This is a genomic window from Shewanella sp. 433, from assembly GCF_059338565.1.
On the sequence record NZ_CM181703.1, the window covers coordinates 2,657,637 to 2,669,524 of the forward strand.

Annotated in this window: 13 protein-coding genes and 1 riboswitch; all 13 genes read right to left on the reverse strand. The window is 47.4% G+C overall.

Annotation, left to right across the window (positions count from 1 at the left end; all coding sequences use genetic code 11):
* Window positions 1-36 precede the first annotated feature (36 nt).
* Complete coding sequence (locus tag AC5YB1_RS11710; protein WP_494521631.1) at window positions 37-297, reverse strand: hypothetical protein; 261 nt, start codon at window positions 295-297, stop codon at window positions 37-39.
* Window positions 298-425: 128 nt separating this feature from the next.
* Window positions 426-2,567, reverse strand: a complete 2,142-nt coding sequence (locus AC5YB1_RS11715) for a TonB-dependent receptor (RefSeq protein ID WP_494519322.1) — start codon at window positions 2,565-2,567, stop codon at window positions 426-428.
* Window positions 2,568-2,656: 89 nt separating this feature from the next.
* Window positions 2,657-2,791: riboswitch (TPP riboswitch) on the reverse strand.
* Window positions 2,792-2,949: 158 nt separating this feature from the next.
* Complete coding sequence (locus tag AC5YB1_RS11720; protein ID WP_494519323.1) at window positions 2,950-3,336, reverse strand: YcfL family putative periplasmic lipoprotein; 387 nt, start codon at window positions 3,334-3,336, stop codon at window positions 2,950-2,952.
* Between the two features lie 61 nt (window positions 3,337-3,397).
* A complete protein-coding gene (locus AC5YB1_RS11725; RefSeq protein ID WP_494519324.1) occupies window positions 3,398-3,859 on the reverse strand; it encodes a PaaI family thioesterase in 462 nt (153 codons plus the stop codon).
* Window positions 3,856-4,353: a PaaI family thioesterase gene (locus AC5YB1_RS11730; protein ID WP_494519325.1), complete on the reverse strand. Its 498-nt coding sequence runs from the start codon at window positions 4,351-4,353 to the stop codon at window positions 3,856-3,858. The genes AC5YB1_RS11725 and AC5YB1_RS11730 overlap by 4 nt, the downstream gene beginning before the upstream one ends.
* A gap of 18 nt (window positions 4,354-4,371) precedes the next feature.
* Window positions 4,372-4,731, reverse strand: coding sequence for a purine nucleoside phosphoramidase (gene hinT, locus AC5YB1_RS11735; protein ID WP_494519326.1), 360 nt, complete (start codon window positions 4,729-4,731; stop codon window positions 4,372-4,374).
* Between the two features lie 222 nt (window positions 4,732-4,953).
* Window positions 4,954-5,580: a LuxR C-terminal-related transcriptional regulator gene (locus tag AC5YB1_RS11740; RefSeq protein WP_494519327.1), complete on the reverse strand. Its 627-nt coding sequence runs from the start codon at window positions 5,578-5,580 to the stop codon at window positions 4,954-4,956.
* 439 nt (window positions 5,581-6,019) lie between these two features.
* Entirely contained in the window at window positions 6,020-6,367 is a 348-nt protein-coding gene (gene cctA / locus AC5YB1_RS11745) for a tetraheme c-type cytochrome CctA (protein WP_494519328.1), read from the reverse strand.
* A gap of 406 nt (window positions 6,368-6,773) precedes the next feature.
* Complete coding sequence (gene htpX / locus AC5YB1_RS11750; RefSeq protein WP_494519329.1) at window positions 6,774-7,637, reverse strand: protease HtpX; 864 nt, start codon at window positions 7,635-7,637, stop codon at window positions 6,774-6,776.
* Window positions 7,638-7,926: 289 nt separating this feature from the next.
* Window positions 7,927-8,610: a dethiobiotin synthase gene (bioD, locus tag AC5YB1_RS11755; protein ID WP_494519330.1), complete on the reverse strand. Its 684-nt coding sequence runs from the start codon at window positions 8,608-8,610 to the stop codon at window positions 7,927-7,929.
* Window positions 8,611-8,613: 3 nt separating this feature from the next.
* Window positions 8,614-9,378, reverse strand: coding sequence for a methyltransferase domain-containing protein (locus tag AC5YB1_RS11760; RefSeq protein ID WP_494519331.1), 765 nt, complete (start codon window positions 9,376-9,378; stop codon window positions 8,614-8,616).
* Window positions 9,379-9,607: 229 nt separating this feature from the next.
* The gene (locus AC5YB1_RS11765; RefSeq protein ID WP_494519332.1) at window positions 9,608-10,783 is read right to left on the reverse strand and encodes an 8-amino-7-oxononanoate synthase; all 1,176 of its coding nucleotides are present in this window, start codon (window positions 10,781-10,783) and stop codon (window positions 9,608-9,610) included.
* Between the two features lie 45 nt (window positions 10,784-10,828).
* Complete coding sequence (gene bioB / locus AC5YB1_RS11770) at window positions 10,829-11,881, reverse strand: biotin synthase BioB (RefSeq protein WP_475516617.1); 1,053 nt, start codon at window positions 11,879-11,881, stop codon at window positions 10,829-10,831.
* Window positions 11,882-11,888: the final 7 nt, after the last annotated feature.

Sequence of the window (11,888 nt, forward strand, 5' to 3'; positions counted from 1 at the left end):
ACTCTTATCATGAATTATGTAGAGCCTTAATCAAGATTATTGGGTGTGAGACAAGTCCAATTCACCGCCAATAAATTTCACCACAAATACCGACTTCCCCCATTTTTCATGGGCCGCTTGCATCTCTATCGCCAGCATGTTCATCACCGCGGCATAATCGCCGCAAATTTGTGTCGCCATGGCATTAGTTTTACGCTCGATATGCTCATAACTGTCGAGGCGATCAATAAACCACTGTATAGGTTCGATATAATTTTCTTTAAACGGATACATGCTGATTTCAGCGGTTAATTTCATCATGGTTGATTGCATCTTATTTCATCCTGTACTGAGCAGACTTTGTTTGAAAACAGCCTAGCCTATTGAATACACCAAATTTGAGGCTACTGGATAGCCAGCAGCCTCACACCTTTATGCGATGGGCATTACATCAATTTAACCTTAAGGGTTAAGCCTAGCTGACGCGGATCGCCATAGCGAATGTACTGCTTATCGGCCCAACCTAAATCAGGTTCATTACCAAAATAGAAGCCGCGCACGCCATACTGCTCATCAAACAGATTACGCCCCCACAAATAGGCGGACCACAGCTCTGTTTCATAACCGATACGCGCGTTAAAAATAGTGTAAGGATCTGATGTAGACTCATTACTGTCCGAGTAATAAAATTCACTCTTACCGCTGCTGGTTAAGTTAGCAAACCAACCGTTATCGCTACGATAAGTGGCACCAGCGCTATAGGTAAAGTTTGGCGAGTGGGCTAATTCACGCTCACTTAAGTCCACAAGCTCGCCATACTTATTTTGATATTGATAATCGCCATAGGCCGTCTCTAACCAGCCTGCAGTGGCGTAGAGCATTAAATTATCGCTGGTATACCAACGCCCCTCAAACTCAGCGCCATAATTATAGGAGTCGCTGGCATTTTCGGTGTACAGAATAAATTTTTGCGGCTCATCAGGATTTTGCTGCGATGCTGCAACCTGTTGATCGCTACGATCCATATAAAACACGCTGACATTGGTACTCACATCGCCCTCAAACCAGGTCGATTTTAAGCCAAGTTCATAGTTATACAGGGTTTCGGCCTGATACTCTTTTTTATCACTGAGCGCTGCTGGCAGAGACATATTAAAGCCACCGGCTTTATAGCCTCGAGCGATGCGGATATAACTTTGATGATCATCACTGAGCGCCTTGCTCAAGGCGATATGTCCGCCCCACATAGTCTCAGAGGGGTCAAAGCCATCCCCTGCACTGTCTTGATAATCGCTTTCTCTGCGCTCGACTCTTAGCCCTACTGAGAGGGCATAATCATCACCCAAATCACTATCAAGCTGACCAAATAATGCCATATTGGTGGCGTTATAATCGGCAACCAGTGCTTCTGGCCAGCCGTTGTACACTTCTGTGGTGTGATTATCTTCATCGAGTTTCATACCATACACGCCCAATAACCAATCGGTGCTGCCATTAAATAGCCTTCCTGCATCGGTCGAGCTGAGACGAAACTCTTGTGACACCGTTTGACGATCGCCTACTTTACCCCAGGTATAGTCATACTCACACGGGGCTGCGTCACACACTCTTGCGTGCCAATAATCGGGATTGGCCCAATCACCATCGTATCCATGGTGAGTATCGGTCTGAGCCATTGATGTTAACGACACTAATTCAAAATTGTTGTAACCCGAATAGGTGATTTTAAGCGAGCTACCCGTGGTGCGCTGTTTATCGACACCCGGTGCATCGGTCAGCGTATCAAAACCGTTATTGTCTAACGTCCAGGCATCATAGCCATTATCAAAATTGGCGTGCATCAGGTTAAAATCTAGCGTGAGAGAGTCACTGGCGTACCAGCGCAGCTTAAGGCGGGTGTTTAGCTCATCACGGCCGTTACTGTCATCTTGGCCAGTGTAGAGATTATCGCGATAACCATTTTGCTGATGTTGCTGCAGCGAGACGCGATACAGCAAGGTGCCTGAATCGGTCAGTGGCCCCGAACTAAAGCCGCTAAAGGTGCGCAGTTTATCATCCCCAATTGACACCTCGGCACCATGTTCAAACATCGCCGTGGGATCGTTGCTTTTGAGGTAAATTAATCCGGCTAAGGCATTGGCACCATACCTTGTGCCCTGTGGGCCACGGAGTACTTCTACCTGCTGCAGATCATACATGCTGGCGACCATCCCCAAGCCCGACATATCGATATCATCGATGATATAACCGACCGATGAATTGGGCGCGCCTTGATACTCTTCTTGCTCACCTACACCACGGATCTGAAAATATTTTGGCCGTGAACTGCCGCCAGACCAATTAAAATTGGCGATCGTATTAAGTAGCTCTTCAAAATGCTGCGCCCCTTCATCTTCGATCTGTTGCTGATCGATTATACTGATGCTCGACGGCATTTTATCTAGGGCTGATTGACGAAAATCGGATGTGACGACAAGGACTTCCATCTCATCGGTATCAACTGGAGTCGTATTTGCAGCAAGGCTTGTATGGGTTAACGCTGCGGTGATAGCTAACGCTATTGGAGATAAAGATTTTATTGTAAACATAGGACCTCAAATAAGTTTTTGAGATCCGGCAGTTAAAGAAGCGAGAAAGAAAGCACAATGAGATTATAGTAACCAGAGAGATCCTATAATGCATTAGTGTGGCCCATTCCTACGCCGGTATTAGCCGGATCAGGTTCTAAGGGTTTGTCGATAGACATCTCAGTGAGTCGACTATATGAACAATTAAAACGGTTCACGAGTCGCTAACACCCCTTGGCGCTGAACATTATACATCAACAATACAAGTCTTTGACATCTCTAACGTTAATTTAGGCCATTTATTTATGAAAAAGCGGACTTGATAGTGCAAAACTAGTGCAAAAAAGACGTTAGCAGAGTGCATTGTGCTCACTCCACTCCCCCGCATTATCACCAACACTCCTTAGTTAGAAAAAGCCTCACGTACATACAATTGACAGCGTACGGCTGTGCTATTAGGCGCGACAGCCCGAACCTGTAACTGCTGCTTGCCATGCAATTTAACCGGCTTCCAACTACTGCCTTCATCTTCAATGGCAAAGCCATTAATATCAAACCAGGTAAATTTATATTGTACTCGAACATCTGTTGCCACTTGGCTTTTAAGGGTGCCCGATGCCGTTAGTAACGACCCATCAATACGCGTCTGCACATTATCGACAGCCACTTGGCGATGAAAGGCGTTGTTGTCGACCCTAACCTCACCGGTTGAACTGGCCATCACCCCTGCAGTATGGTTAGCACATGCAGTTAACATCAGCAGTGCGGTAAATAATATGGTTTTTTTCATTTCGCCTCGCTTAATTTAGTAGGGCCTGTTGACCGCGGCCCAGCAGATCTGTTCCTGAGCATTACTCAATCAGAAAATGCGCCCTTGCCGTGGCAATCAGCGCTTTTCGATTGGTTTGCCAACAGTTAATACTCACATTGGCGACCCGTCTGCCTTGGCGGGTTATTTTACACTCGGCAAAGCTGTCTTTATGATGCCCGGCTCTTAGGTAATCGATAGAAAAATCAACCACCTTTGGCACCTTAGTTGCTTGCATAAATACCATTAATTGTAATATAGCTGACATTTCCATAAATCCAGCTATCACGCCACCATGCAACGCGGGCAATGTCGGATTACCGATGTTGTCATCTTTAGCGGGCAGTTGAAATACTAACTCATCGCCAAAACGCGCTACCTGCATGCCGATAAACTTAGCATAAGGCACATGTTCCAGCAGGTGACTAAAGTCATTTAACTCGGTGGCTCTTTTAACAAGGTCTTTAACCTTTAATTCGCCACCAGAATTACTCACTTCGCTCATGACACCTCTCCCATCAGCGCCCGCCTAAAGGGCTCACCTACCATGTCGGGACTTATGCGCATAAAGGATCCCACTGCATGGGCAATAGGATCATCAATGGAATCTTGATAAGCTATCGCTCGAGTAAAAGCCACACTAGACGATAATTTGTAGCATTCAGCAAAGCCATACACGCTCTTATTAGGCGCGGCGGGTTTCATATAATCGACCCGCAAGTCTAACGTAGGCGACAGTTCTAATGATTTGTATTTATCGAAAATACTGCACACCACAGAGGTGCCACTGGCGGTATCCATCAGTGTGGTGATCACCCCACCATGAATAACGCCCGTTTCAGGATAACCGATTAACGCTTTACTATAAGGCAATTCAATTAGCACATGATGTTCACTGGCTTCTAGTACACTGAGCTTTAAACGGCGACACTGTACTAATTGATCCACAAAGCGGCTGGCTAACTCCGTTAAGGGAAAAAACTCGGGATTTGTTTTCATGAATGACTCGATCAGGCGCTAGCTTAGCGATTGCGATACTAATGGCCCTAAATATTGGCCGCCTAGCAGATGCATATGAATATGGAAAACCTCCTGGCCGCCATGCTTATTACAGTTAATTACTAACCGATAACCATCTTCGGCAATGCCCGCTTCTGTTGCGAGTTTGGCGGCAACCGTGATCATCCGTCCCAAGGCTTTTTCATCAGATGATTTCACATCGTTAATGGTCGGAATAAGGTGATTAGGGATGATTAAAATATGCGTTGGGGCTTTAGGTTGAATATCACGAAATGCTGTCACTAGCTCATCTTGATATAAAATATCTGCTGCAATTTCTCGTCGAATAATTTTACTAAAAATCGTTTCTTCGGCCATCTTCGCGTCCTCTCTAATATTTGGGTCTATCAGTATACCCACAAATCGGTGATTTGCGATCGGCATCTATTACAACCACTTATTTACGTGACTGATTATAGCTAACTCTAACGCTAAAATCCTAACAAGTGATGTCGACAACTCTGGTACAAAAAAGGCGGGAGATGACAAATACTCACTGGCCGCGCTGCACGGCGGCCAGATGAGGTATCAGCAGTAATATTATTGCTGCACTTCGTGCAGGTGAGTCTGAGCCCATGCGATAGCTTGGCCACGGCTTGAAACGCCAATTTTACGAAATACCCGGTAAAGGTGGGTTTTAATGGTACTTTCACTGACAAAGAGTTGATTAGCAATATCGATATTCGTGCTACCGCTTAACAAGGCCTGCAACACTTCTCGCTCGCGTATGGTTAAGTTATCGCTACCATCATCGAGCGCGGCATCGGTGTCACCTGTCAGTAATTGTTCAGGAATAATGCGCTGGCCCCTCAATACATCAATCAAGGCCTGGCCCACCTGTTCAAGACTGGTATCACGAAAGAACACCGCCGCCGTGATCGGTGAGATCAAAAAGCGCGCATCAATCTGCTCAGGATAGTGTAAAAACACTACTCGCGCCGAATGGCGCTTTTTAATCTGTTTCTGTAATTGGTAGGCTCGTTGAACATCCACTGTGGCTAAGTCAATCACCACTAGAGAAAAACTATCCTCATTCATGGTCGCCTCTAGACTATCAGGCGCCACTTTCGCAAGTTTAACTAAAAATTGTTGGGGCCAACGTGTTTCCAGTAAATCGTTCAGCAATTGCGAACGCGAAACCACTACCCATTTGATTACTTTAAACATCCTGTACACTCCATGTCGCCTACCAATGGCCTATTCCATTCAACCAACACTCATAATAACAAGTTAACAACCAAACAATAACACTCTAATTGCTCCGACCTCATCTAGCTAGACCTAATCCATGGGGTTAGACTGTCGATGATCAACGTCGTCTCCCGGATCAGATAACCAAATATTGAACAAGAAAGCTCAGGATTAACTTACGAATCATTAGGTGCTGCGACCCATTATTATCACTTAGGGACGGTTCCTAACGCTAATCGCGGTTATTTTACTCAAGCACACCAATAACTCAACACTTGTTCTAACTTGTTTAGGCGCAAACATTTCCCACGTTACCCTGATAATAACAAAGTCACAACGACAGAATGTGGTGACATAAAAAAACACCAGCAATATTGCTGGTGTTTGTTGTTGCGCCTAATGCGCTATGTCATTACTACTTTAAGACTGATTCTGCAGTACGGCCATCATCATGGCAGCTGTCACAACCTGGCTTGTCACCCACATTCGATGAATGAGGAGCATGGCAATCGGCGCATACTAAATTGCCATCATGTGGCTTATGTACTGCGTCCATTTCGGCTAAGGTGCCATGGCAGCTTTGACACTGCTCAAATTCATAAGCACCGTCAGCTGATGGCTCGCCATCGGCATGACATGCTTCACAGCCATCCATTTCTGCATGCATCTCTGCTAATTCTTGTGGTTCAGCCATTGCCGCTGGCGATAATGCCAATGCCGCTAAGCCTGCACCAAATAATGCGCTTAATATTTTATTGCTCACAATCATATCCTCTTTATGGTTGGCATAGTGGGTGTTTGTTTTGAATCACGGCCCATCTTGCCTATGTCCTAATTTGCATTTACGTGACTAAACCTAAGCTAGCCGAGACCTTACAAATTAGCAACGCTTAATGTGGCGGCGATAGTACCAACAGCCAATTACTAAAAATGTGCACTGAATCAAATATCTATAGCCCAAACACCCTACGAGCTGACAAAAGTGACACTTGTCACACCCTGTCTATGCAAAATGGAATCGACTTGGCATTAACAAGTGAACAATCCTTAACCAGTATAGCGGTATTAGCCAATTTACGACATTGATCCATAAAAAACGGGAGCCTTAGGCTCCCGTTTTATCTACGCAATATTATTGCATGCTATCGCTTAAGTGATGACCTAAATCATTATTTCGCTTGTAAGGCCGCGATGCGTTTTTCTAGTGGTGGATGGCTCATTAATAATTCAGCCATCGATTTTTTACCATTGATACCAAATGCTGCCATTTGGGCTGGCATCGCACCAGTTTCTGGGCCACGACGTAATCGGTCTAATGCCGCGATCATCTTATGTTTGCCCGCTAAGCGTGCGCCACCTTCATCGGCTTTAAACTCACGCACACGTGAGAAGTACGCCACAATGATTGACGCTAAAATACCAAACAGCATATCGAGTACAAACACCACCGCCATATAGGCGAACATACCTAGGCCTTCACCCTCTTCATCGTTACTCGACACAAAAGTGTCGATAATGCCTGCCACAACGCGGGCAGCAAAAATAACGAAAGTATTCACCACACCTTGGATTAAGGTCAGTGTCACCATATCGCCGTTAGCCACATGGCTCACTTCGTGGGCTAACACTCCCTCAATTTCATCTTGCGTCATGCCGTAAAGCAAACCGCTACTGACCGCAACCAGCGAGTTATCTTTACTCGGACCTGTCGCAAACGCATTGAGCTCTGGAGATTGGTAAATCGCCACTTCAGGCATCTTAATGCCCGCTTGCTTTGCTTGGCGCGCGACGGTTTCAAGCAACCAACGTTCGGTATGATCTCTTGGGGTGGTGATCACTTCACAACCCATGGTTTTCTTCGCCATCCATTTTGAGATAGCTAAGCTGATAAACGCGCCGCCAAAACCAAATATCGCAGCAAACACCAATAGGCCGCTCATGGTTGAGGTATTCACCCCTAAAAGGGACATAACAATTGATGCAACCAACAATATTGCCATGTTTGTTGCTATCAATAGGAAAATACGCTTCATTTTAATCTCCTGCTCCTGTAAGACACCCTTGGTGCCATCTTTAACTCTCTTGATGACATAATATGTCTGAAAGAGCAGATATCAAGGGGTAAACGTAAAAAAATAATATCCGGTGTGTTATCGAGCATCAATCACCCGCAACGACCGTCGCCGCAGTCTAGGGCGAGAGTATTAAGCCAAAATTAATATTGCACTACTTTTAATAAGATATGGCATTAATCTTGGTTAATATTAACAAATAAGTGAAACATCATATTGACTAGTAAGCCATGAAGTTATCGAGTAACCATTAACAGAGCGCATCCAGCGACAAATAACGGGCCGCCTGACTGACATGCTCTTGGGTATCGTACGCTGATAAATGCGCCACCACGCCCAGACAAGGGCTCGACATAAGGTGATGTAAACTGTCGAGATTCTGCTGTGCGACACTCATCGCCGGATCCACCATATTGGCCACCCAACCAGCAATCTGCACGCCATCAGCAAGTATCGCCTCCTGTGTGAGTAAGGCATGGTTTAAACAACCCAGCTTCACCCCCACCACTAAAATCACAGGCCAAGATAAACGCTGCACCACCTGAGATAAAAACTCTTCTTGATTTAAAGGTAAGCGCCAGCCTCCTGCGCCTTCGACAATGGCAAAATCGACATCTGTTAACGGTAGCGCTGCCAAGTGCTCGATAATGGCCGCCGCCGTTAGGTTTTCGCCACTGTGCAACGCCGCAATATGGGGCGCGATGGCAGGGGCAAAAGCAAATGGATTCACCTGCGAGTACGCCAACTTAAGTGTCGATTGTGCCATTAAGCTCAATGCATCGCTGTTGCGCAGCCCATCAGGGGTAAACTCACATCCTGACGCCACAGGTTTTATCCCCAAGGTCGTGCCGGTTTGCTTGGCCCGATACAGTAAGGCTGAGGCGATCAATGTTTTACCACAATCGGTATCGGTCCCTGCGACAAAATACTGCATAAATTACCCCTTTAATTTGGCGCGAATAAACAAAATTTGATAGGTGAGCGGTAATCCCGCATTCTGGCGCATCTGCTCTGCTTGGCTATTGAGCGCCAGCCAATCTTGGCGTCCGCGCAAAAGCGGCTGCGCTTGGCCAGTATCGCCCTCGCCTCGCACTGACGCTCCAACCCCTTTGATTGAATAGAGCAAAGGTTTAAGGTGGTTAAAGTGCACCGTGATAGGCATCACCTGTTGCTCCCGCAGCTGCCACTGCTCATGGTTAAAGCTGGCCAAGATCTCCTTTGCCGACTGAAAGCGGTTAACCCGCAACCCCAGCTGCTTAAGTTGCTGCAAGCTGCCATCGACAACAATCGCCAAATAACACTCCCCCTTAGGTGATAGCACGCGGGCCATCTCTTGCACTGCACTATTGAGTGTGGCGCACCATTGCAACGCCAGATTCGAATAAATGGCATCAACACTGTTATCTTGCAAGGGCAAACACTGAGCATCACCGCAAACACTGAGATACTCAGGGTAGCGCGTACGCATCTGCTGCAACATGCCTGGTGCAATATCAACCGCCAGCACTTGCTTGATTGGCCCCAAAAATGAAAAATCGGTGCCTGGGCCGCAGCCAATATCTAACAGCCGCGACGTTGAGTCCATGGCCTCTTGCAGTACCTGGGCGGTAATACGTTGCAACACATCATGTTGCTGATATTGCTGCGCAGCGTGGGAGAACTGCTGGGCAATCTTATCGACGGCACTCACATTCAGCGTCATAACATCATCGCCAGAGGGCAGCGCTGACCCATTATGCTTGGCAAGTTATAGGCAGCAGAGAGAGAGGAGATAAGCATGTTTGTTGTACCACTTTATTAATGACTGACGCGTTAAATATTTAAGCTTTTAATTTAGACTTTTAATTTAGGTGCTATAAATTTCGGATTAAGGTGATTGACCCGCACAGACCTTAGCATTACCGCATGCGCAGTATTGTTTGGCTAGCGCGTTATAGCACTTCAACCAAGCTGGCTATCAGGTGGTCAAGCTGCGCCTGAGTGTGATTCACATTAAGGGTAATTCTTAGGCGGGCACTGCCTTTAGGCACCGTTGGCGGCCGTATCGACCCGACCCAAATGCCTCGCGCTTTAAGCCCATCGGTTACCGCTTGTAAGCGCTCAAGCTCGCCTATCACTATGGGTTGAATTGGCGTAACCGAGTCGCTCAGCGTGATCCCCGCTTGCTGACATTGCCGCCTAAATGCATCAATGATGCCGTGCAAGGTGTCTGCGACCTTGGTTGACTCACCAAGCCATTTGACCGCGCGATAGGCAACATAGGCATTAGCAGGAGACAGCGCCGTCGAATAGATGTAATGGCGGGCATTAGCCACCATAAAATCGATACACGCTTGCGAGCCTAAAATCGCCGCGCCCTGACACCCCAGCGCCTTGCCAAAAGTGACCACCTGCACGTCGCAGTTGCTGGCGCTCGCCCGCGGCTGCTTTGCCACTGGTAACACCCCAAAACCGTGGGCATCGTCAACGATAAGCCAGCTTTGTGCCTGTTGGCATGCTTGATACAGCGCCCCCAACGGCGCGCAGTCACCATCCATGCTAAAGACACTTTCGGTGATCACCGCTTGCGGCTGATGAGTGGCAATAAGCTTAACCGCCGCATCAATATCGTTATGGGCAAAGCGCTTTAAATGTGCGCCGCTATCGCGTAAGCCATCGATAAGTGAGGCATGGATCAACTTATCGGCCACCACGGTATCATGGCGGTCAAACAAGGTTTTCATCAATGCACTATTGGCGCTAAAGCCCGAGCAAAATAGCAAGGCAGCTTCATGTCCGCTGGCCTCACACAAGGCCTGTTCAAGTTGACGATGCGCCTCACTGTAGCCCGTGACTAAAGGAGATGCGCCGCTTCCCACGCCATATAACTGACTACCTTGGCTCATGGCCTCCACCAGCACAGAAGCTTGGCTCAGGCCTAAATAGTCGTTACTGCTGAAATTAATAAAGCTGACACCCTCGAGCATAAACTCATTTGGCGTCTCATCGCCCACCTTAGCGATTGCCAAGGCGCGGCGCTGACGCAGTAACCCTGCGTGACGGGCGCGCGCCATCTGGGTATCGATTTTTTGGCTCAGTCGACTCACCTTAGGTGTGGCTGCACTCATATGGCCAACATCAGCAACAAGGCACTTAACACGTTCAACATTAAATTAGAGCGCCGCCGCATCATAAAAAGGCTGTGTCTGCTTGGCCTTGATGGCTTCGGCCTTGGCAAATACCGCTTTTTCTTCTTCAATGGTTGCCGCTTTACCCTGTTCTGGGTGCAAGCCTAAACGTTTAAATAGCGCCATATCATCGTTTTCTTCAGGGTTGCTGGTGGTGAGTAATTTGCAACCGTAAAAAATCGAGTTGGCGCCGGCAAAGAAACACATGGCTTGTAGCTCATCGCTCATGCTCTCGCGTCCAGCCGACAAACGCACACGTGAGTGAGGCATAATAATGCGCGCAACGGCAATGGTGCGCACAAACTCTAACGGATCAAGATCGTCCAAATTCTCAAATGGTGTGCCCGCCACTTTCACTAACATATTGATAGGGACAGAGTCAGGGTGCTGCTCCATGTTAGCCAATTGCTGCAATAAGCCAGCGCGATCGCTCGCCTGCTCACCCATGCCAACAATACCGCCAGAACACACTTTCATGCCCGCGGCGCGCACATTCGATAAGGTGTCTAATCTATCTTGGTAGGTACGAGTGGTGATGATATCGCCATAATATTCTGGCGAGGTGTCTAAGTTGTGGTTGTAGTAGTCAAGCCCAGCCCCTGCCAGTTCTTCAGCTTGCGAGGGCGACAACATCCCCAACGTCATGCAGGTTTCCATGCCCATGGCTTTCACTTCAGCCACCATATCTTTAAGGTACGGCATATCGCGCTCATGGGGATTACGCCATGCCGCGCCCATACAAAAGCGCGATGCACCGGCGGCTTTCGCGGCGCGAGCCTCGGTAAGGACTTTATCAATTTCAATCAGCCGCTCTTTTTCAAGTCCGGTGTCATAACGGGCGCTCTGAGGACAATATTTGCAGTCTTCTGGGCAAGCCCCCGTCTTAATTGACAGTAGACGACTGATCTGCACTTCGTTAGGATCGTACACTTGACGATGAATACTGTGGGCCTTAAACAATAAGTCGTTCATCGGCAATGCAAAAAGTGATTCTATTTCATCACGTTGCCAGTCATGACGTAGTGGTATTTGTGACATTGATAGC

Coding starts and splice junctions, on each gene's coding strand:
- AC5YB1_RS11720 (WP_494519323.1), bottom strand. CDS start 3,336: ATGAAAAAAACCATATTATTTACCGCACTGCTGATGTTAACTGCATGT.
- AC5YB1_RS11760 (WP_494519331.1), bottom strand. CDS start 9,378: ATGACGCTGAATGTGAGTGCCGTCGATAAGATTGCCCAGCAGTTCTCC.
- bioB (WP_475516617.1), bottom strand. CDS start 11,881: ATGTCACAAATACCACTACGTCATGACTGGCAACGTGATGAAATAGAA.
- AC5YB1_RS11740 (WP_494519327.1), bottom strand. CDS start 5,580: ATGTTTAAAGTAATCAAATGGGTAGTGGTTTCGCGTTCGCAATTGCTG.
- AC5YB1_RS11710 (WP_494521631.1), bottom strand. CDS start 297: ATGAAATTAACCGCTGAAATCAGCATGTATCCGTTTAAAGAAAATTAT.
- hinT (WP_494519326.1), bottom strand. CDS start 4,731: ATGGCCGAAGAAACGATTTTTAGTAAAATTATTCGACGAGAAATTGCA.
- bioD (WP_494519330.1), bottom strand. CDS start 8,610: ATGCAGTATTTTGTCGCAGGGACCGATACCGATTGTGGTAAAACATTG.
- AC5YB1_RS11725 (WP_494519324.1), bottom strand. CDS start 3,859: ATGAGCGAAGTGAGTAATTCTGGTGGCGAATTAAAGGTTAAAGACCTT.
- AC5YB1_RS11715 (WP_494519322.1), bottom strand. CDS start 2,567: ATGTTTACAATAAAATCTTTATCTCCAATAGCGTTAGCTATCACCGCA.
- AC5YB1_RS11730 (WP_494519325.1), bottom strand. CDS start 4,353: ATGAAAACAAATCCCGAGTTTTTTCCCTTAACGGAGTTAGCCAGCCGC.
- AC5YB1_RS11765 (WP_494519332.1), bottom strand. CDS start 10,783: ATGAGTGCAGCCACACCTAAGGTGAGTCGACTGAGCCAAAAAATCGAT.
- htpX (WP_494519329.1), bottom strand. CDS start 7,637: ATGAAGCGTATTTTCCTATTGATAGCAACAAACATGGCAATATTGTTG.